General features: G+C 60.8%; 15 protein-coding genes, 4 tRNA genes and 1 pseudogene. 10 read left to right on the forward strand and 10 right to left on the reverse strand.

Going from position 1 to position 21,149, the window contains the following annotated elements:
* The first annotated feature begins 36 nt into the window (after positions 1-36).
* Positions 37-657: a TetR/AcrR family transcriptional regulator gene (locus BM017_RS12765; protein ID WP_025854871.1), complete on the forward strand. Its 621-nt coding sequence runs from the start codon at positions 37-39 to the stop codon at positions 655-657.
* Positions 658-777: 120 nt separating this feature from the next.
* Here the strand turns inward: BM017_RS12765 and preA are convergent, their stop codons facing one another.
* The 3 genes from preA to hydA form a co-directional block, all read right to left on the reverse strand.
* A complete protein-coding gene (gene preA / locus BM017_RS12770) occupies positions 778-2,052 on the reverse strand; it encodes an NAD-dependent dihydropyrimidine dehydrogenase subunit PreA (RefSeq protein WP_092244737.1) in 1,275 nt (424 codons plus the stop codon).
* Positions 2,052-3,419, reverse strand: a complete 1,368-nt coding sequence (locus tag BM017_RS12775; RefSeq protein ID WP_092244740.1) for an NAD(P)-dependent oxidoreductase — start codon at positions 3,417-3,419, stop codon at positions 2,052-2,054. Before BM017_RS12775 ends, preA begins: the two co-directional genes overlap by 1 nt.
* Before the next feature lie 161 nt (positions 3,420-3,580).
* A complete protein-coding gene (hydA, locus tag BM017_RS12780; protein WP_092244743.1) occupies positions 3,581-5,020 on the reverse strand; it encodes a dihydropyrimidinase in 1,440 nt (479 codons plus the stop codon).
* A gap of 590 nt (positions 5,021-5,610) precedes the next feature.
* On the opposite strand from hydA, the gene BM017_RS12785 reads away from it, so the two are divergent.
* A complete protein-coding gene (locus BM017_RS12785) occupies positions 5,611-7,092 on the forward strand; it encodes an NCS1 family nucleobase:cation symporter-1 (protein WP_092244746.1) in 1,482 nt (493 codons plus the stop codon).
* 27 nt (positions 7,093-7,119) lie between these two features.
* A complete protein-coding gene (locus BM017_RS12790) occupies positions 7,120-8,403 on the forward strand; it encodes a Zn-dependent hydrolase (RefSeq protein WP_092244749.1) in 1,284 nt (427 codons plus the stop codon).
* A 106-nt stretch (positions 8,404-8,509) separates the two neighbouring features.
* Here the strand turns inward: BM017_RS12790 and BM017_RS12795 are convergent.
* The 4 genes and pseudogenes from BM017_RS12795 to BM017_RS12810 all read right to left on the reverse strand — a co-directional run bounded on the left by BM017_RS12795 (position 8,510) and on the right by BM017_RS12810 (position 14,979).
* Positions 8,510-8,968, reverse strand: a pseudogene (locus tag BM017_RS12795) (transposase).
* A gap of 228 nt (positions 8,969-9,196) precedes the next feature.
* Complete coding sequence (locus tag BM017_RS12800; RefSeq protein ID WP_092244752.1) at positions 9,197-10,615, reverse strand: efflux transporter outer membrane subunit; 1,419 nt, start codon at positions 10,613-10,615, stop codon at positions 9,197-9,199.
* Positions 10,599-11,768 (reverse strand): efflux RND transporter periplasmic adaptor subunit, encoded by a 1,170-nt coding sequence (locus BM017_RS12805; protein WP_092244755.1) that lies wholly within the window; start codon positions 11,766-11,768, stop codon positions 10,599-10,601. Before BM017_RS12805 ends, BM017_RS12800 begins: the two co-directional genes overlap by 17 nt.
* Positions 11,758-14,979 (reverse strand): efflux RND transporter permease subunit, encoded by a 3,222-nt coding sequence (locus BM017_RS12810; protein ID WP_092244758.1) that lies wholly within the window; start codon positions 14,977-14,979, stop codon positions 11,758-11,760. The genes BM017_RS12805 and BM017_RS12810 overlap by 11 nt, the downstream gene beginning before the upstream one ends.
* A gap of 198 nt (positions 14,980-15,177) precedes the next feature.
* On the opposite strand from BM017_RS12810, the gene BM017_RS12815 reads away from it, so the two are divergent.
* A complete protein-coding gene (locus BM017_RS12815) occupies positions 15,178-15,588 on the forward strand; it encodes a PA0061/PA0062 family lipoprotein (RefSeq protein WP_058426814.1) in 411 nt (136 codons plus the stop codon).
* Here the strand turns inward: BM017_RS12815 and BM017_RS29105 are convergent.
* Complete coding sequence (locus BM017_RS29105; RefSeq protein WP_165447913.1) at positions 15,585-15,746, reverse strand: hypothetical protein; 162 nt, start codon at positions 15,744-15,746, stop codon at positions 15,585-15,587. The genes BM017_RS12815 and BM017_RS29105 overlap by 4 nt on opposite strands.
* A gap of 190 nt (positions 15,747-15,936) precedes the next feature.
* On the opposite strand from BM017_RS29105, the gene BM017_RS12820 reads away from it, so the two are divergent.
* Complete coding sequence (locus BM017_RS12820; RefSeq protein WP_092244761.1) at positions 15,937-16,599, forward strand: C39 family peptidase; 663 nt, start codon at positions 15,937-15,939, stop codon at positions 16,597-16,599.
* A gap of 36 nt (positions 16,600-16,635) precedes the next feature.
* Here the strand turns inward: BM017_RS12820 and pbpG are convergent, their stop codons facing one another.
* Together pbpG and folD are read right to left on the reverse strand one after the other, a co-directional pair.
* Positions 16,636-17,559 carry a D-alanyl-D-alanine endopeptidase gene (gene pbpG / locus BM017_RS12825; protein WP_071492048.1) on the reverse strand — a complete coding sequence of 308 codons (924 nt, stop codon included), beginning with the start codon at positions 17,557-17,559 and terminating at the stop codon, positions 16,636-16,638.
* Between the two features lie 208 nt (positions 17,560-17,767).
* Positions 17,768-18,622: a bifunctional methylenetetrahydrofolate dehydrogenase/methenyltetrahydrofolate cyclohydrolase FolD gene (gene folD, locus BM017_RS12830; RefSeq protein WP_071492047.1), complete on the reverse strand. Its 855-nt coding sequence runs from the start codon at positions 18,620-18,622 to the stop codon at positions 17,768-17,770.
* A 279-nt stretch (positions 18,623-18,901) separates the two neighbouring features.
* On the opposite strand from folD, the gene BM017_RS12835 reads away from it, so the two are divergent.
* The 5 genes from BM017_RS12835 to tig all read left to right on the forward strand — a co-directional run bounded on the left by BM017_RS12835 (position 18,902) and on the right by tig (position 21,091).
* A tRNA-Arg gene (locus tag BM017_RS12835) sits at positions 18,902-18,978 on the forward strand.
* Between the two features lie 32 nt (positions 18,979-19,010).
* Positions 19,011-19,086: transfer RNA gene (locus BM017_RS12840), tRNA-His, on the forward strand.
* Positions 19,087-19,142: 56 nt separating this feature from the next.
* A tRNA-Leu gene (locus tag BM017_RS12845) sits at positions 19,143-19,227 on the forward strand.
* Positions 19,228-19,304: 77 nt separating this feature from the next.
* Positions 19,305-19,380 (forward strand) — tRNA-His (locus tag BM017_RS12850).
* A 400-nt stretch (positions 19,381-19,780) separates the two neighbouring features.
* Positions 19,781-21,091, forward strand: a complete 1,311-nt coding sequence (gene tig, locus BM017_RS12855; protein WP_092244764.1) for a trigger factor — start codon at positions 19,781-19,783, stop codon at positions 21,089-21,091.
* The last annotated feature ends 58 nt before the right edge of the window (positions 21,092-21,149 follow it).

The raw sequence follows: 21,149 nt of genomic DNA on the forward strand, positions 1-21,149 counted from the left end.
GTAGTCTTTAAGCCAAGTTGTTGTCAGGGAGCCCTTATGGGCAATCACAAGATCGGAATTCGTCGGGTCAACGTCGAAAAAATCCTGCTGGCCGCGGAGAAAATCTTCGCCGAAAAAGGCTACGGCAGCACCGCCATGGCCGACATCGCTGAAGAAGTGCAACTGCCGCGCTCCAACCTGCATTACTACTTCACCACCAAGAGCGAGCTGTACAGCGCCGTGCTGTTCGACCTGCTGGAAGTGTGGAAGCAGGACGCCCTGAGCTTCGAGACCTTCGATGACCCCCGGGTGGTGCTCAGCAGCTACATCCGCGCCAAGATGCAGCGCTCGCGCACGCGGCCGTATGGTTCGAAAGTCTGGGCCAACGAAATCATCCACGGCGCGCCGACCCTGGGTGAGGCGCTGGATGAAAGCCTGTACGACTGGGCCAAGATGAAGGAAGCGAAGATTCGCCAGTGGGTGGAGGACAAGCGCATCCTGCCGGTGGAACCATCGAGCCTGCTGTACATGATCTGGGCCTCGACCCAGCACTATGCGGACTTTGATCACCAGGTAAAAATCTTGAATGATCACCAGCCGTTGTCGGATATGCAGTTCGAGAAGGCGATTCAGACGGTGACCAGTGTGATCTTGCGGGGGATTGGGTTGGAGCCTTGATCTCTGTTGGGGTTGAGGGCCTCATCGGGGGCAAGCCCCCTCCCACACCTGACTGCATTTCACCTGAAAGAATGCGGTCGAATGTGGGAGGGGGCTTGCCCCCGATGCCGGTCTAAAGGCCTACACAGCCTCCCGGTAGGGATTCCTCGGATCCTGCGTCCAATTCAAAAACGGCTTGCCGGTGTCTATCGGTACCATCTCGATGCAATCGGCCACCGGACAGGTGATCTGGCATAGGTTGCAGCCCACGCACTCATCGTCGATCACCTCATATTTATGCGTGCCATCCGCCTGTTTCAGGCTGGCAATGGCCTGGTGCGAGGTGTCTTCGCAGGCGATATGGCAACGCCCGCAGCCAATGCAGGCGGCCTGATCGATCCTGGCGATCACCTGGTAGTTGATATCCAGGTACTTCCAATCCGTGGTGTTGCCCACCGCTCGCCCGGAGAACTCCTGCAGGCTGGTGTAACCCTGGCTGTCCATCCAGCGCGACAGCCCGTCCTTCATTTCCTCCACAATGCGAAACCCATGCAGCATTGCCGCCGTGCACACCTGCACCGCGCCGCAGCCCAGGGCGACGAACTCCGCCGCATCGCGCCAGTTGCCGATGCCGCCAATGCCGCAGATCGGCAGGCCCTGGGTCTGTGGGTCGCGGGCGATTTCGGCGACCATGTTCAGCGCAATCGGCTTCACCGCCGAACCGCAGTAACCGCCGTGGGTGCTCTGGGTGCCGACTACCGGCAGGGCAACCATGCGCTCCAGGTCCACGCTGGTGATGGAGTTGATGGTGTTGATCAGCGACACCGCATCCGCACCGCCACGGTACGCCGCTCGCGCCGCCACGCGGATGTCGGTGATGTTCGGCGTGAGCTTGACGATCACCGGCAGCGAGCAGTACGTCTTGCACCAGCGCGTCACTTGCTCCACGTACTCCGGTACCTGGCCCACCGCCGCGCCCATGCCGCGTTCGGGCATGCCGTGGGGGCAGCCGAAGTTCAGCTCGATACCGTCGCAGCCGGTGGCTTCAACCAGCGGCAGGATGTTTTTCCAGGATTCCTCGACGCACGGCACCATCAGCGACACGATCAGCGCACGGTCGGGCCAGTCCTTTTTCACCTGGGTGATTTCCCGCAGGTTGATCTCCAGGGAGCGGTCGGTGATCAACTCGATGTTGTTGATGCCCAGCACTTCCCGGTTGGCGCCGTAGTGCGCCGAGTAGCGGGATGACACGTTGACCGCCGCCGGGTCCTCGCCGAGGGTTTTCCACACCACGCCACCCCAGCCGGCTTCAAAGGCACGGACCACGTTGTAGGCCTTGTCGGTGGGCGGCGCGGAGGCCAGCCAGAACGGGTTGGGGGCCTTGATACCGGCGAACACAATCGAGAGATCGGCCATTACGCAGCCTCCACAGTCAGCATGAGTTGGGCGTGCATGGCTTCAGCGGCCAGCTTGCCGTGTTGCACGGCCTGCACGGTGAGGTCCTGGCCGAGGCTGACGCAATCGCCACCGGCGTACACCCCGGGAACACTGGTACGCAGCTGCTCGTCGACGAAAATACGCTCGCCGACGCGGTGCAGTTGCTCGGCCAGCGGGTCGTGCAGCGCCTCGTTGTCGAAACCCTGGCCGATGGCCTTGAAGATCGCGTCGGCGGCCAGTTCGAAGGTTTCACCGGTAGGGTGCAGGCGGCCGTTTTCCATGCGCGTGCGCAGGAAGCGCATGCCGCGTACATGACCCAGGTCATCCAGCAGCACGGCTTCGGGCTGGGCCCAGGTCAGCAGGCGTACCTGATTGGCCTTGGCGATGTCCTGTTCGTGGTGGGTGGCGCCCATGTCCGCCAGGCCGCGGCGGTATACGAGGTTCACATCGCGGGCGCCTAGGCGGGCCATTTGCACGGCCATGTCGATGGCGGTATTGCCGGCGCCGAGCACGATGCAGCGGTCGGCCAGGGGCAGTTGGGTGAGGTCATCGGCCTGGCGCAGTTCGCGGATATAGTCGGTGGCGGCGAGTAGGCCAGGCGCGTCTTCATTGGCCAAACCGAGTTGTTTGCTGGCGGCAAGGCCGAGGCCGAGGAACACCGCATCGAATTGCTGATGCAGTTCGCTCAACGTCAGGTTGTCCCCCAGGCGCTGGCCGTGGCGGATCTCGATGCCGCCGATCTGCAAGAGGAAATCCAGCTCCTTCTGCGCAAAGTCATCCACCAGTTTGTATTTGGCGATTCCGTACTCATTCAAGCCACCGGCTTTTTCCCTGGCTTCAAAGACCACCACGTCATGGCCGTGTAACGCACTGCGATGGGCGCAAGACAGACCGGCAGGCCCGGCACCGACCACGGCGATGCGCTTGCCGGTGGACGCGGCGCGCTGGAAGGGGTGTTCGCTGAAGTGGGCGTTGTCGATGGCGTAGCGTTGCAACAGGCCGATCAGCACCGGGGCGCATTCTTCGGCGTTGTTGCGCACACAGGCTTGCTGGCACAGGATTTCAGTGGGGCACACCCGCGCGCAACTGCCGCCCAGGATGTTGGCCGAGAGAATCTTCTGCGCCGCGCCTTGCACGTTTTCGGTGTGGATATTGCGGATGAACGACGGGATATCGATTTCGCTGGGGCACGCATTCACGCAAGGCGCGTCGTAGCAATACAGGCAGCGCGAGGCTTCCAGTTGGGCCTGGCGGGCGTTGAAGGGCGGTGCCAGGTCGGTGAAGTGGCTGGCGAGGGTCGGTCCATCTTCAACGGGATGGGGGAGGTGGGTCAGGGTCTGGATCACGGTGTTGGCCTCACGGTTATTGAGGTGCTGCCTCTGATGGGCAGTGGTTTTTTTGTTGCTTGCACTGGCCTCATCGGGAGCAAGCCCCCTCCCACACTTGACCGCGTTGATCCTGTTGGAATGGGGTCAATGTGGGAGGGGGCTTGCCCCCGATCGCGGTCTCAGCGCTTCACAGCTACTGGCCTGGAATGCTCAGCCCGCTTGCTCAACTGCTCGAACACCGGCGGATACGCCGGCCGCTCCACATAACGCCCGGCCCCGCGCTCGGCGCGCAGGTCGCCATCGGCCCAGACCAGCTTGCCCTGGCTGATGGTATGGCTGGGCACGCCGCGTACGGTCTTGCCTTCGAAGATGTTGAAGTCGACCTGCTGGTGATGGGTCTTGGCCGAAATGGTCCGCGTGCCCTGTGGGTCCCACAGCACCAGGTCGGCATCCGCACCCACGCGGATCGAGCCTTTGCGTGGGTAGAGGTTGAAGATCTTCGCGGTGTTGGTGGAGGTCAGCGCCACGAACTCCTGCATCGACAGACGCCCGGTGTTGACGCCTTCGTCCCACAACAGCGCCATGCGGTCTTCGATACCGGCGGTGCCGTTGGGGATCTTGCTGAAGTCGTCACGCCCGGCGGCTTTTTGCTCGGCGCAGAAGCAGCAGTGGTCGGTGGCGGTGGTGTGCAGGTTGCCCGATTGCAGGCCGTGCCACAGTGCATCCTGGTGCCCGCGTGGGCGGAACGGCGGGCTCATCACGTAGCCGGCGGCGGTCTGCCAGTCGGGGTGTTGGTAGACGCTGTCGTCCAGCAACAGGTGCCCGGCGAGGACTTCACCGTAGACCGGTTGGCCTTTGGCACGGGCGTAGGTGATCTCGTCCAACGCTTCTTTGGTGGAGACGTGCACCAGGTACAACGGCGTGCCGAGGGTCTCGGCGATGCGGATCGCGCGGCTGGCCGCTTCGCCTTCCACTTGCGACGGACGCGACAGCGGGTGCGCTTCCGGCCCGGTGATGCCCTGGGCCATCAGCTTGCGTTGCAGGTGATACACCAGCTCGCCGTTTTCTGCGTGCACGGTGGGCACCGCGCCCAGTTCCAGGCAGCGCTCGAAGCTGGCGACCAGGGTGTCATCTGCCGCCATGATCGCGTTCTTGTAGGCCATGAAATGCTTGAAGCTGTTGATGCCGTGGTGGCTGACCAGCTCGGTCATTTCCTCGTGCACCTGCTCGCTCCACCAGGTGATCGCCACATGGAAGCCATAGTCAGAGGAGGACTTTTCCGCCCAGCCGCGCCACTGGTGAAACGCCTCCAGCAAGGATTGCTGCGGGTTGGGAATCACGAAATCGATGATCGACGTGGTGCCCCCCGCCAGGCCTGCCGCCGTGCCGCTGAAAAAGTCTTCACTGGCCACGGTACCCATGAAGGGCAGTTGCATATGGGTGTGGGGATCGATGCCGCCGGGCATCAGGTATTGGCCGCTGCCATCGAGTAGTTCAGTGCCGGCGGGTATATCCAGATTCGTACCAATAGCCCGGATTAGACCGCCTGCGCACAACACATCGGCGCGGTAACTTTCATCATGGGTAATAACGGTGGCGCCACGGATCAACAGCGACATGTCGAGTTCCTCACAGGCTTGACCGGCTTGTGCCAGTTCTAAGTGTTGTAGTGCTGCTTGCCGATGGTCGGTTAATTCCTGTCATCGGTGACAGGAATAGAAACTAGCCCGAGTTTTTCGATTGGGCAAGAAGATTTTTTATAAGCTTATATTGTTTTCAATCTATTGATTTATAAGGATAAAAATCAATAATCACCAAAATGTAGCGACCTCTCACCATTTTGACGCACTTGACAGGTTCTTAAATTGAGCAACATTTCTTATTGCAAATCAGACGCTTGAGACATGCCTCTTGACGGGCAGGGGAAATAAAAATAATTGTGTTGCACCAGATTGAGTCCTGATGGTTCGGGCAACTTCCGCATTATTTAGCCTGAGTAACGCGGCAAGTACCGAAGGCGCAATCGGAAAGCTGATAAACATCAGCACGTTATATAAGCGGTGAGGGTGCGGTAACGCTTGTCGGCACGGTTATTGAGTGCAGAGGCGGCTGGCCGGGCCCGTGATGTCATGTTGTTTACGAGGTACTCCGGCCGCCTGCACTCAACTGCAGGCGCGCAACAATAATTCGAAAAAACCGTGGAGCGGCCATGCAACAGAACAGATCGCAAGTCATTGAACGCAACGGCCTGTACGAACTCGACGCCGGCCCCGACGTCCTCGACAGCCCTCGCTACAACCACGACATGGCACCGACCAAGGTGCACGAACGCACCTGGAACAAGTGGCACATCACCGCGCTGTGGGTCGGTATGTCGATCTGCGTGCCCACGTATACGCTGGGCGGGGTGCTCACTGCGTATTTCGGGTTGTCGGTGGGCGAGGCGCTGATGGCGATCTTGCTCGCGAACATCGTGGTGCTGATTCCGCTGACGCTGAACGCCTTTCCGGGCACCAAGTACGGCATACCATTTCCGGTGTTGTTGCGGTCTTCATTCGGCATCCTCGGTTCCAATGTGCCGTGCCTGATCAGGGCGTTGGTGGCCTGTGGCTGGTTTGGTATCCAGACCATGTTTGGCGGGCTGGCGATCCACCTGTTCCTGGGCTCGATCTTCGAGGGGTGGAAGTCCCTTGGCGGCACCGGCGAGGTGATCGGTTTCATGATTTTCTGGTGCCTGAATTTGTGGGTGGTGCTGCGGGGCGCCGAATCGATCAAGCGCCTTGAGACCCTGTCGGCACCGTTGCTGGTGGCGGTGGGGATCGGCCTGCTGGTGTGGGCGATGCCCAACGTGTCGATCAGCGAATTGATGGCGATCCCGCCCAAGCGTCCCGAGGGTGCGAGCCTGACCGGTTACTTCATGGCCGGGCTCACCGCGATGGTGGGGTTCTGGGCTACCTTGTCACTGAACATTCCTGACTTCAGCCGCTACGCCAAAAGCCAGAAGGACCAGATCCTCGGGCAGATTTTCGGCCTGCCGCTGACCATGTTCCTGTTCGCCGCCCTCGGCGTGATCATGACCGCCGCTTCGGTAAAACTGGTGGGCGTGAGCGTGTCCGACCCGGTGACCCTGATCGGGCATATCCAGAGCCCGGTGTGGGTGGCCGTAGCCATGGCGCTGATCATCGTCGCTACCTTGTCCACCAACACGGCGGCGAACATCGTCTCACCGACCAATGACTTCCAGAACATTGCGCCCAAGCTGATCAACCGCACCACGGCGGTGATCCTCACTGGCCTGGTGGGGTTGGCGTTGATGGCCCATGAGCTGCTGAAAAAACTCGGCCTGATCGTTTCCGATGTGAGCCTGGAGACCGTCTACTCCAACTGGTTGCTCGGCTATTCCAGCCTGTTGGGGCCGATCGCCGGGATCATGGTGGTGGACTATTTCATCACGCGCAAACAGCAACTCGACCTGGCCGGCTTGTATCGCGATGACGTGTACCCGGCATGGAACTGGAGCGGTTTCATCGCGTTCGGCGTGCCGGTGGTGCTGACCTTGCTGTCGTTGGGCAGCGATGCGTTCAGCTGGTTCTACAGCTATGGCTGGTTTACCGGTTCGGCGCTGGGTGGGTTGTTGTATTACGGCCTGAATGCCAAGCGCGGGGCCACGCCGGTCACCGTCCATCCATAAGAAGAAATGTAGCCTGAGGAGATCCCCATGAACGCTGCCCTGGACGTTCTGCAATCCACCCATCAGCACATCAACCGCGACCGCCTGTGGCAATCGCTGATGGACCTGGCCAGGCTCGGCGCCACGCCCAAGGGGGGGGTGTGTCGCCTGGCCCTCACCGACCTCGACCGCAAGGCCCGCGATCTGTTCGTGCAGTGGTGCGAAGACGCCGGCTGCACCGTGACCGTCGACGGCATCGGCAATATCTTCGCCCGCCGCCCCGGACGCAACCCTGACCTGCCGCCGGTGATGACCGGCAGCCATATCGACACCCAGCCCACCGGCGGCAAGTTTGACGGTTGCTTTGGCGTGCTGGCAGGGGTGGAAGTGCTGCGGACGCTCAATGACCTCAAGTTGGAGACCGAGGCTCCGTTGGAAGTGGTGGTGTGGACCAACGAAGAAGGCTCGCGTTTTCCGCCCTGCATGATGGGCTCGGGGGTGTTTGCCGAGAAATTCACCCTGGCCGATACCTTGGCCAAGGTCGATGTGGATGGCGTCAGTGTGGGCGATGCGCTGAACGCGATTGGCTATGCGGGCTCGCGGCCGGTCAGTGGGCACAAGGTGGGAGCGTATTTCGAGGCGCATATCGAACAAGGGCCGATCCTTGAGGATGAGAAGAAGACGATTGGTGTGGTGCTCGGCGCCTTGGGGCAGAAGTGGTTCGACCTGAAACTGCGCGGCGTCGAGGCGCATGCGGGGCCGACGCCGATGCACCTGCGCAAGGATGCTCTGGTGGGCGCGGCAGCGGTGGTGGCGGCGGTGAACGCAGCCGCATTGGGGCACCAACCTCATGCATGTGGGACGGTAGGTTGCCTGCAGGCTTATCCGGGATCGCGCAACGTCATTCCCGGTGAAGTGCGCATGACCCTGGATTTTCGTCACCTGGAGCCGGCCCGCCTGGACTCGATGATCAGTGAGGTGCGCAAGGTCATTGAGGACACCTGCACCAAGCATGGGCTCAGTTTCGAGATGGAGCCCACCGCTGACTTCCCGCCGCTGTATTTCGACCAGGGCTGCGTAGACGCGGTGCGCAATGCGGCGAATGGCCTGGGCTTGTCGAATATGGACATCGTCAGTGGGGCAGGGCACGACGCAATTTTCGTCGCCGAACTGGGCCCGGCGGGGATGATTTTCGTGCCGTGCGAGGGCGGCATCAGCCACAACGAAATCGAGAATGCCGCACCGGATGACTTGGCTGCTGGGTGTGCGGTTCTATTACGCGCAATGGTGGCAGCTTCCGCCGCAATCGCCAGCGGCAGGTTAGCCGCCTGAAATACGGTAGAAAAAAATGTGGGAGGGGGCTTGCCCCCGATAGCGGTGGGTCAGTCACCCTGTTATCGGGGGCAAGCCCCCTCCCACATTTGAACAGTGTGTGATGTTAGATCCAGATGGCATCCCACAATGGGTAGTCGCCGATCTTTTTCACCAGGCCTGCTCTCAATGGATTGGCCACCACATACCTCGCCATCTTCACTAGATCATCCTCCTTGCGCAGTGCGCGGTCATGAAAGCTTTCCTGCCAGAGTCTTCCCTTGCGACCACTCACGCCATTAACGGACCGCGTGCTCTTGGATTTTACCTGTCGCATCAGATCTGCAAGAGAGCCTTTTTTCAGCTCAATAATCCAATGGAAATGGTCCGGCATGATCACTCACGCAATTGAGTTCGCGAGCCCTTGGTGTTGTGCCAGCCGAAATTGCCAGACCAGCAGCCGACCCAAGTGGAAGTTGCTGAAAATGGGAATGCGTTCGTGGGTGTTGGTGGTGATCAGGTAAATGCGGTTGGGTTCGCTGAAGCGTCCGATGCGCAGCCGATGTGAAGCGGGTAAATCTGCCATTCCCTGGCCCTCTCAAGGTGTGTTCAGAGAGGCTAGATCGGGGTGAAAGAGGCTGACGGGCTGGCTTTTGGCAGGATGTGTCTGGAAGAGCGCAATCGGGGGCAAGCCCCCTCCCACATTGGTTCCGCGATGTTCATACTTTGTGTGTCCGACACGGGACAAGTGTGGGAGGGGGCTTGCCCCCGATTGCGGTAGTTCAATTGATAGTTATGTGACTGACCCACCGTATCAGGCACCCGGCTGCCAGCCACCACCCAGCGCAGTCACCAACCCCACACTCGCCTGCAACTGCCGCGTCTGCACCGCCTGCAACGTCCGCTGCGCCTGCAACGCGGCCGTCTGCGCCGTTACCACATCCAGATAACTCACGGCCCCCGCCTGGTAGCTGTTCATCGCCAGCGCTTGGGTATGCTGCGCCGCATCCGCTGCTGCCTGCTCATCCAGGGCTTCCTGCTGCAGATCGCGCAATTGCCCCAGGTTATCTTCCACCTCGCGCACGGCCTTCAGCACCTGGCTGCGGTAGTGCGCCGATGCCTCTTCGAATTCGGCTTTGGCCTGGCGCTCGTTGGCGCTCAGGCGGCCGCCGTCAAAGATCGGCAGATTCACCAGCGGCCCCAGCGCCCAATAGCGATTGCTGGCGGACAGCAGGTTGCCGACGCCTTGCGTCTGCCCGCCAATCAACCCGGTCAGGCTGAAATCCGGGTACCACGCGGCCTTCGCTACACCTATGTTCGCATTGGCCGCAAACACTCGCCGTTCCGCCGCCGCAATGTCTGGCCGACGTTGCAGGAGGTGGCTTGGCAGCTGCGATGGGATGCCCGGCAGTGCAATCAATTGCGGGCTCGGCGGCAGGGAGAAATCGCTGGCCGCCACGCCCACCAGTTCACCGATGGCATGCTCGGTCAGGTTGCGTTGCCCGCGGACTTCATCCAGCTGCGCCTTGGCTTCGGCCAGTTGGTTCTGTGCACGCGTCAGGTCCAGCTCCGAAGCAATCTGGCCCTCGTACCGGCTGCGGGTCAGTTGCAGCGCCTGGCTGAAATCATCCAGCGAACTGTTGAGGATCCGCGCCTGTGCATCCAGCCCATTGAGTTGCACGTACAGGCTCGCCAGTTGATGCTGCAAGCTCAGGCGCGCCACCGCCAGGTCGTCACCCGACGCTTGCGCCTGGGCATCGCCGGCCGCCACCTGGTTGCGGATTTTGCCCCACAGGTCCAAGTCGTAACTCAGCGAGAAACCCGCTGTATTGCTGTTGTACACCGACGGCTGCGTGGTCCCCCGCAGCGGCCGTGAATCCGATTGGCGCTGGCGCAACGGCTGTGCGCTGGCGGTGATCTGCGGGAACAGCCCGGCATGCAGTTGGCTGGCGTACGCCTGGGACGCATCGAAGTGCGCCAGTGCCGCCGCCAGGTCCGGGTTGGCCTTGAGCAGTTGCTGTTGCAGGTCGTTCAGGCGCGGATCGTGGTAGAGCTTCCACCATTTGGGTGCCAATTGGTCGGACGGTTGCGCGCTGTGCCAGGGACCGTCGCTGGTCTGTTCGCGGTAGTGCGCAGGCAGGTCAATCGGCGGCACCTTGTAGGTGGGCGCCATCGAGCAACCCTGTAACGCCAGCAACATCAGTGCAACGAGGGGCTTAAGCCTTGGGCGCATGCGTACCTCCAGCGGCGTCGGCCAGTTGCACCGGGTCGCCTTCGCGCAGGGCGTCGGGCGGGTTGTCGACCACGCGGTCGGCGGGTTTCAGGCCCTGGTCGATGACCAGCCGTTCACCGAGGTCGAGGCCGATATGGATGTCCTGCAAGTGCACCTTATTCTGCGCATCCAGCACCGCCACTTGGGTGCCCTGGGCGCGGAAGATCAACGCGCTGGCCGGGATGCTCACGCCATGGGTGTCCGCCGGGATCGGCAGGGTGGCTTCGGCGTAATCGCCGGGCAGCAGCTCGCCGTTGGGGTTGTCGGCCACGAACTGCGCGAGCAGGGTGCCGGAACGCCGGTCGATGGCGGTGGAGTCGCCGATCAGGCGCGCCTTGAAGTGCTCGCCAGGATGCTCGGGTACCGTCAGCTCGGCTTCCAGGCCGGGGCGGATGACCGCTGCGTAGTTCTGCGGCACCGGCACATACAGGCGCAATTGGTGGGTGTCGGCGATGTTGAACAGCTCCGGGTCGCTGTCGGTGTCGGCCTTGATCAACTGGCCGATATCGGTGTTACGTGCGGTGATGGTGCCGGCGAACGGCGCGCGGATAGTCTTGTAGCTTTCCAGTGCGGTCAGCCTGGCGTAGTCGGCAGCGGCGGCCTCGGCGTTGGCTTTGGCGGCGGCGGCATTGGAAGTTTTCTCATCGGCTTCCTGGCGCGACACCGAGTGGCTCGCCAGCAAGTTCTGCCAGCGCGTGGCGGTGGTGGCGGCCAGGCGTGCGTTGGCCTGTTCCTGCACCAGGCGTGCGTGGGTCTGCGCCAGTTGTTGGTCGAGGTCGGGGCTGTCGATCTCGGCAAGGATTTGCCCGGCTTCGACCCGCGTCCCGATGTCGGCTTTCCAGTCCTTGAGGTAGCCGCTGACCCGCGCATGGATCGGTGCCTTGCTCCAGGCTTCCAGGTGCGCGGGCAGGCGCAGGGTATCGCCGGCCGCATTCTGCTGCGGTTGGAACACCATCACCTGCGGGATGGCGGCGGTCTCGGTCCAGGCCGTGACCGACTGTTCGTGCAAGGTACGGGCGTGCAGGCCGTTGGCGACCAACAGGGCGGCCAGGGTCAGGCCGCCGACACCCATGAGCATCAGACGCTTGCGCGAGGGTTTGTGATCAGACGACATGAGACGTTTCTCCAGCTGTAGCACGATTAGGGTGACGACCGTGGACCAGGCTGAAGACCACGGGTACAAACAACAGGGTGGCGGTGGTGGCGAGGATCAGGCCACCGATCACCGCGCGGCCGAGCGGGGCGTTCTGTTCTTCGGACATCGCCAGGGGCAACATGCCGATGATCATCGCCAGGGCGGTCATGCACACCGGACGAAAACGCGTGTAGCCGGCTTCCAGCGCCGCCTTCAATGCATCGCCATGTTCGGCCAGGCGTTCGCGGCAGAAACTCACCACCAGGATCGAGTTGGCGGTGGCGACGCCCATGCACAGGATCGCGCCGGTCAGTGCCGGCACCGACAAGGACGTGCCGCTGAGGAACAGCATCCACACGATCCCCGCCAGCGCCGCCGGCAAGGCGGTGATGATCACGAACGGGTCGACCCATGATTGGAAGTTGACCACGATCAGCAGGTAGATCAGCACCACCGCACCGAGCAGGCCAAAACTCAAGCCGCTGAACGCTTCATGCAGTGCATCGATCTGCCCATGCAGGCTGATCACCGCGCCTTTGGGGCGCATGGCGGCGGTGTCATCCAGCACTTTCTGCACGTCACGGGCCACGCCGCCGAGGTCGCGGCCTTGCACGTTGGCATACAGGTCCAGGGTCGGCTCGATGTTGTAGTGGGTCACCACCGCCGGGCTCTGCACGCGGGAGATGGTGGCTACACCGCCGAGGATCTGCGACTGGCCGTTAGCACCGGTCACCGGCAGGGCTTCCAGCGAGGGCAGGCTGTCGAGGCGGTATTGCGGGGTGGCCGCGACGATGGAATAGGACACACCGTTGGCCGGGTTGAGCCAGAAGGTCGGCGCCACCTGGGAACTGCCGGCGAGGGACGCCACCATGCTGTTGGTCACGTCGCGCTCGGTGATACCCAGGCCATTGGCGCGCAGGCGGTCGACGTTCACTTGCAGCGACGGGTAGCCGGTGGATTGCTGGATACGCAGGTCGGCGATGCCCGGTACGTTTCGCAGGCGTCGCTCAAGCTCCACTGCATAGGCGCGGTTTTCTTCATCACTGCGCCCGGAGATCTTCACGTCCAGCGGAGCCGGGGCGCCAAAGTTGAGAATCTGGCTGCTGATGTCCGCCGGCAGGAAGGCAAAGTGGCTGCCGGGAAAACTTTGCGGCAGGGCTTCACGCAGTTTTTTCACGTAATCGGCGGTGGGCGCATGGTCCTTTTTCAGGGTGACCTGTATATCGCCATCCTGCGGACCGATGGTGCCGCTGCTGCTGTAGGCCATGTCGATGCCGCTGAGCGGAATGCCGATGTTGTCGACGATGGTGTCCAACTCTTCGGCGGGGATGACTTCGCGGATCCGCGCTTCGATGCGGTCGAAGGCTGCGGCGCTTTCTTCGATACGCGTGCCCAGTGGCAAGCGCACGTGCAGGGCCAGGGCGCCGGCGTCGGTGGCCGGGAAAAAATCCTGGCCCAAGCTCGGCAGCAGCAGGAACGACGCCAGCACACAGGCCAGGAAGCCGACGATAAAACGCTTGCGATTGCCCAGCGCCAAGGTCAGCAAGCCGTGGTAGGTGTCGCGGATATTCGAGAAGTGACGCTCGAAGCCCTGCTGGAAATTCAGCACTGATTGCAGCACGCGATTGCGCGGTTTCGGGTGCTGTTCACCCTCGTGGTGGTTGATGAATTCATCTTCCGGGTGATGCCCGGCGCCTGGCTCCGGCGTGTGCGGCTTGAGCAGGAACATCGCCAGGGTCGGCACCAGCGTCCGCGAGAGGATGAACGAACTGGCCATGGCAAAGATCACCGCCAGGGCCATCGGCCGGAACAGGTAACCGGCGATGCCTTGCAGCAGGAACATCGGCACGAACACGATGCAGATGCACAGCAGCGAGACGAACGCCGGGCCGACAATTTGCGCGGCACCGTCGAGGATCGCGGTCTTCACCGCCTTGCCTTGCTCCAGATGCCAGTTGATGTTTTCGATGGTCACCGTGGCGTCGTCCACCAGGATGCCCACGGCCAGCGCCAGCCCGCCCAACGTCATCACGTTGAGGGTTTGCCCGCTGGCCGCCAGCAACGCGATGGCCGAGAGCACGGCGAGGGGAATCGACGCGGCGATGATCAGCGTCGAACGCCAGCTGCCGAGGAACAGCAGGATCATCGCACTGGTCAGCAGCGCGGCAATGATGCCTTCCTGGGCCACGCTGCCCACCGATTGCTTGACGAACACCGATGCGTCGCCGAGCAGCGAGGTCTTCAGCGACGGCGGCAGGGTTTCGTTGATGCGCGGCAACATCTGGCGGATGCCGTCGATGATCGACAGGGTGGAAATGCTGCCGTTTTTCAGCGCCGGCATCAGCACGGCGCGGTGGCCGTCGACGCGCACAATATTGGTCTGCGGTGGCGAGCCGTCACGCACGTGCGCCACCTGGCCAATCGTGATCAGCGCACCGTCGACGGTCTTGATCGGCAGGTCGTTGAGTTCATCGATGGCCTTGGGGCTGTTGTTGAGCAGGATCGTGTATTCGTCGGGGCCGAGTTTGGCGGTGCCCACCGGGATGATCTGGTTCTGCAGTGCCAGGGCGTTACCCACGTCCTGCGCCGACAGGCCTTTGGCAGCCAGCGCCTGCGGGTCGAGGTCGAGGGTGATCTGGCGTTGCTTGCCACCCATCGGTGTCGGCATGGCCAGGCCGGGCAGGGAACTGAGCGGCAAGCGAATGTTGTTCTGCACCAGGTCGCGGATCTTGGCTTCCGAGAGGCTGGGGCTGGAGAACGCCATTTGCAGGATCGGCACCGTGGAGGCGCTGTAGTTGAGGATCAGCGGCGGCGTGATGCCGGGTGGCATTTGCTTGAGCACGGTTTGTGAAACCGCCGTCACTTGGGCATTGGCGGTGCGGATATCCACGCCGGGCTGGAAGAAAATCTTGACGATGCCCATGCCGGGCAGCGATTGCGATTCGATATGTTCGATGTCGTTGACGGTGGTGCTCAGGGAGCGTTCGTAGGTGTAGATCACCCGGCCGGCCATGGCGTCCGGCGACAGGCCGTTGTACTGCCAGACCACGGCGACCACGGGGATGCCGATATCCGGGAAAACATCAGTAGGGGTACGCAGGGCCGCCATTGGCCCGATGATGCAGATGAAGATGGCCAACACGATAAAGGTGTATGGCTTTTGCAGTGCGGTCTTTACCAGCCCGAGCATGCGTGAAACCTCCGGAAGGAGCAGGATTGCAAACCCCGGCAGTCTCACGCGACCCACCTAACACGCACCTTTCAGCCAGGTGAAGGAACATTTAGGTTAGGGCTGAAGATCGTTTCATATGTATTCATTTGTTCTACAAAGGGCAGCTCCTCAAGCTTGCAACCCATCGGACACATAGTCTTTCTTTGGAGCCCTGCCATGTCACTCAAACCTTTATTGTTGATTCCTGCCCTTGGTGCTGTGCTGTTGTTGTCGGCATGTGCCGGCCCGATCCCCAAGGCTGACCCGAGCGAAGCGTGGATCGGTCTGAAAGAAGAAGCGCCGAATGACCTGATGGCCGAGCGGGTAGATGGCAAGCGCGTGGATGACGGACGCTTTTTTGAAGTGCCACCAGGCGATCATCGCCTGGACGTGACGCTGTTCGAGGAAGAACCCGGCGACGACAATCAGCAGGACTGCCAGGGGCGTGTCGAGTACAAGCACTTCAAGGCGGGTGAGCACTACACCCTGGTCGAATCCAGCCTGGGTACTACCGTGCGTGCGTCCTTGATGGACGGGCACGGCAAGGAAGTTGCGGCCACTCAGGACTTCAATTGCATGCCGGGCTAGGCGTGATGCACCGCGGCCTTGTGAGGCTTGGCGGGTGCCGTGGGTTTGACGTGGGGGTGATGGTGCCGGCGGGTAATGCGCAACACCCCCCACAGCATGGCGCCGGCTACCGCCAGCCAACCGCAGATCAACAGGAAAATCGTCGTTGCAAGGCTCATTCGGGCCTCCTTTCGCCCCGCAGGGGGCACACACAGTCTTCTCAATGGACAGTCTAGCTACCTGGCGGTTGCCTGCTATTGACCAATGGTCGAGTGCGACCAACTTCTTTGCTATATCCACGCCCCCTGCACAATCGCGATTGGGCTATGATCAGGGCCCTTACCGGCAGTCGATCAAGAGAGTAGAAAATTGCGGTTACGGTCGAACCTGAAAACATCCTTGTTAATTGCTTGTGCCCTGGGCCTCGCGGCCTGTTCCTCCGCACCGTCGAGGCTGGCGGGCCTGCCGGAGCGAGTCGAACTCAATGGCGTGCCGACCTTTCGCAGCGAGGCTTATCAGAGCGGTCCTACATCGTTAGCCAGCATGCTGTCGCAACAAGGCATTGTCATGACACCGGGGTTGCTGGATAAGCCATTGCATCTGCCGGGCGGTGAAGCGGACCTTGAGCGCAACATGCAGGTACTGGCGCGTGAGTACGGGCTGATGGTGTACCCGCTGGATGCGAAGCTGACGGCGGTGCTGGCACAGGTGGCGGCGGGTTATCCGGTGATGGCGCGGATTGGTGGCGGGTTGTGGTCCGACGCGCACTACGTGGTAGTGGTGGGGTTCAATCAGCAGAAAAGCACGGTGCTGCTGCGCTCAGGCATGGATCGGCGCCTGTTGATGAGCTTCGGCGACTTCGAGTCAAAATGGAAAAGTGCCGGGAACTGGGCAATCCTCACCCAGCGCCCGAGCCAGTTGCCAGCCAATGTCGACGCGCAGCGCTGGCGGGATGCGGCTAACGCAACGGCCCAGGCCGGGCAGGAGCGGGCGGCGGCGCAGGCGCTGAAGGTGTTGGCGGAACGCAAATAAAAAACGGCGCTATCAAGCGCCGTTTTTTATGGTCGGTTATCGACGCGCTTCTGCAGCATTCGGCCGATTTTTCAGGTTCTTGTCGGCCTTGTAGCGCAACGCCACATCCGGCACCGACCCGCTCTTGCCGGTTTCAACCCAATTGCGGATACGGCTGGCATCGGCAAAGTGGGTGAATTTGCCGAAAGCGTCCAGGATCACCAATGACACCGGGCGGTTGCCCATGCTGGTCACCAGCACCAGGCAGTGGCCGGCCTGGTTGGTGAAGCCGGTCTTGGTCAGCTTGATGTCCCAATTGGCGCGGTTGATCAGGTGGTCGGTGTTGGAGAAGCCCAGGGTGTAGTTGGGCTTGCGGAACGACACGGTCTTTTCCTTGGTGGTGCTCAATTGGCTCAGCAAGGGGTAGTGACGCGCGGCGGCGAGCAGTTTGCTCAGGTCACGGGCGGTGGACACGTTGTGGATCGACAGGCCGGTGGGTTCCACATAGTGAGTGCTGGTCATGCCCAGCGCCTTGGCCTTGGCGTTCATCGCGGCAATAAACGCCGGGTAACCGCCTGGATAGTGATGCGCCAGGCTGGCGGCGGCGCGGTTCTCCGAGGACATCAGGGCGATCAGCAGCATTTCTTTACGTGGCATCTCGCTGCCGATTTTCACCCGGGAAAACACGCCTTTCATTTCCGGCGTGTCCTTGATGTTGATATCGATGTATTCATCCATGTTCTGCTTGGCTTCCAGCACCACCAGGCCGGTCATCAACTTGCTCACCGAGGCGATCGGCACCACCACGTCGGGGTTGCTGGAATAAATGACCTTGTTGGTCTGCAGGTCCACCAGCATGGCGCTGCCGGAGGCGATTTGCAGTTTGGAGGTATCACGCGGGGCCTGGGTGGTTTCGGCGGCGTGAGCGAAAGTGCCTGTAAACGCAAAAAATAGGCTGACGATAGAGAGACGAATTTTCACGCGGATGAACTCGCTAAAAAAGTAAGGAAATACCGGTCGGGAACGGTTTTTGGATAAATGCCGTTACATTTTAGGAGTATGGATCAGAAACTGTCGAATGTTCTTCTGGAACCAGACGAAAGTGCTTAAAAACTAAGAAAAAACAGGATTTATTACGGGCAATAAAAAGCCCTGCGATAAAGCAGGGCTTTTTCAGTACACCCGGTTATTAAGCGTGCAGGGTCTCTGCGGCGTACAGGGTGTTTTCCAGCAAGCAGGCGCGCGTCATCGGGCCGACACCGCCGGGTACCGGGGTGATCCAGCCGGCGCGGGGCAGGGCGGTCTCGTACACCACGTCGCCGACCAGCTTGCCATCTTCCTGGCGGTTGATGCCCACGTCGATGACGATGGCGCCTTCCTTGATCCACTCACCCTTGACCAGGCCCGGCTTGCCGGCGGCAACCACCACCAGGTCGGCGCGGCCGACGTGGCCGGCGAGGTCCTTGGTGAAGCGGTGGGTAACGGTCACGGTGCAGCCGGCCAGCAGCAGTTCCATGGCCATCGGACGACCGACGATGTTGGACGCGCCAACAACCACGGCGTCGAGGCCGTACAGGTCGACACCGGTGCTTTCCAGCAGGGTCATGATGCCCTTCGGCGTGCACGGGCGCAGCAGCGGGATACGCTGGGCCAGGCGGCCGACGTTATAAGGGTGGAAACCGTCGACGTCTTTGTCCGGACGAATGCGCTCCAGCAATTTGGAGGCGTCCAGGTGCTCGGGCAATGGCAGTTGAAGCAGGATGCCATCGATCTTCGGGTCGTCGTTGAGGCCGTCGATCAGGTCGGTAAGGGCCTGCTGGGTGGTCTCGGAAGGCAAGTCGTAGGCCTTGGAAATAAAGCCGACCTCTTCACAGTCTTTACGCTTGTGCGAGACATAAACCTGAGAGGCAGGATCGCTGCCGACCAGGATCACCGCGAGGCCAGGCGTGCGCAGGCCTTGCTGGCTGCGCTCGGTGACTCGTTTGGCGATCTGCTGGCGCAGGCTGGCGGCGATTGATTTGCCGTCGATAAGTTGTGCAGTCATTACGCGTGATTAACCATCGAGAGGGGGAAGAAAAGTGCGCGCATTCTCGCATGCCAAGGCGTGAGGGCAAAGGCGCTTGGTCTGCAAATTGCCCTAACCCCTTAAATAAAATGAATTTTTTTCAAAAAAGATTTGACGGGTTTCGAGGGCGTCTATACTATTCGTCGCACTTGTCGGGCACAGCCTAGCACTGGTTAAGAAGGCCGAGCAGAATAGCGTGTTGTTCTGCAAGGCTGGAAGCACTTAGTTTGTAATCCTCCAAGAGTACAGATTAATAAGGCGCCCGTAGCTCAGCTGGATAGAGCATCCGCCTTCTAAGCGGATGGTCGCAGGTTCGAGTCCTGCCGGGTGCGCCATTAGGCAGCTTTGGCACAAGTAGCGTCAGATGGTGGGCGTAGCTCAGTTGGTAGAGCACGGGATTGTGACTCCCGTTGTCGAGGGTTCGATCCCCTTCGTCCACCCCATATTTTGAAAGGCGCCAGATTAATCGTCTGGCGCCTTTGCTTTAAGAGCTTCAAGCGCGGATGTGGTGGAATTGGTAGACACACTGGATTTAGGTTCCAGCGCCGCGAGGCGTAAGAGTTCGAGTCTCTTCATCCGCACCAAATAAAGCCTGGCCTTGTTGAGAAACGGGGTAGGGCTAGACAAAGAAGTGGTTTGGTTTCTTTGTTAACGCAATATGGTGGGCGTAGCTCAGTTGGTAGAGCACGGGATTGTGACTCCCGTTGTCGAGGGTTCGATCCCCTTCGTCCACCCCATATTCGAAAGGCGCCAGATTTAACAGTCTGGCGCCTTTTTTGGTTTCAGCGGTTCGACTATTCGGCGGCAGCACGTAGTGGGCCGCAACGGTAGGGCGTTTCGTCGTATTTATGTATCTCGATGATGCCGCGCTGCCTGTCAGCCCTGTTTGAAGGGTTGGCCGTCAGGGAGATGGATGACGACTTCTTCTATATATAGAAGGGGCGGCGCAGAGCCCTGGCGTGATGGGTTGTATTTGTCACCGGGGCGAGGTGCATCAGTGCCTTCGTACCGATAAATTGCCGGCTGTTTTCGGGCGTATTTGCAGTAGGGTGACTTCTTGAGTTTGACCCACTAGAATGCATGCCCTTGATTGGGGTCGGAAATGGCCGGCTAACGTCTGTGCAACGAGGAATATCCATGCAAGTTTCTGTTGAAAATACTACTGCTATCGAGCGTCGCCTGAGCATCACCGTGCCGGCTGAGCGTCTCGAGACTGCGGTCAACAAGCGTCTGCAGCAGACTGCCCAGAAGGCCAAGATCGCTGGTTTCCGTCCAGGCAAAGTGCCAATGAGCGAAATCAAGCGCCGTTTTGGTGCCGATGCGCGCCAGGAAGCTGTGGGCGACGTGATCCAGGCTTCTTTCTACGAAGCGGTCGTTGAACACAAGCTGAACCCGGCGGGTTCGCCGTCGATCGAGCCTAAGTCCCTGGAAGCAGGCAAGGACCTGGAATACGTTGCCGTATTCGAAGTGTTCCCTGAGTTTGAAGTGGCCGGTTTCGACGGTATCGCCATCGAGCGCCTGAGCGCCGAAGTGGCTGACTCGGACCTGGACAACATGCTGGAAATCCTGCGCAAGCAGAACACCCGTTTCGAAGTGGCCGATCGTGCTGCCCAGAACGAAGACCAGCTGAACATCGATTTCGTTGGCAAGGTTGACGGCGAAGTGTTCGCTGGCGGCTCCGCCAAGGGCACTCAGCTGGTGCTGGGTTCCAACCGCATGATCCCGGGTTTCGAAGACGGCCTGGTTGGCGCCAAAGCCGGCGAAGAACGCGTTCTGAACCTGACCTTCCCTGCTGACTACCAGAACCTGGACCTGGCTGGCAAAGCCGCCGAGTTCACCGTGACCGTCAACAGCGTTTCCGAGCCTAAGCTGCCAGAGCTGAACGAAGAATTCTTCGCGCAATTCGGTATCAAGGAAACCGGTATCGAAGGTTTCCGCGCCGAAGTTCGCAAGAACATGGAGCGCGAGCTGCGCCAGGCCATCAAGTCCAAGGTCAAGAACCAGGTCATGGACGGTCTGCTGGCTGCCAACCCCATCGAAGTGCCCAAGGCCCTGCTGACCAACGAAGTGGATCGCCTGCGCGTTCAAGCTGTCCAGCAGTTTGGTGGCAACATCAAGCCTGACCAGCTGCCGGCCGAGCTGTTCGAAGAGCAAGCCAAGCGTCGCGTCGTGCTGGGCCTGATCGTGGCTGAAGTGGTCAAGCAGTTCGACCTCAAGCCGGACGAAGACCGCGTTCGCGAAATGATCCAGGAAATGGCTTCGGCCTACCAGGAGCCTGAGCAGGTCGTGGCTTGGTACTACAAGAACGATCAGCAACTGAACGAAGTGCGTTCGGTTGTGCTGGAAGAACAAGTTGTGGATACTGTTCTGCAGAAGGCTAAGGTGACCGATAAAGCGGTCTCTTACGAAGAAGCAGTCAAACCGGCGGAAGCAGCACAAGCCGACTGATTGTCCAACTCGTTGGAAATTCAACCATAAGCCAGCCTCGCGCTGGCTTATGCGTTTT

It is taken from the genome of Pseudomonas sp. NFPP04, from assembly GCF_900113815.1.
GTDB classification, from domain to species: Bacteria; Pseudomonadota; Gammaproteobacteria; order Pseudomonadales; family Pseudomonadaceae; genus Aquipseudomonas; species Aquipseudomonas extremorientalis.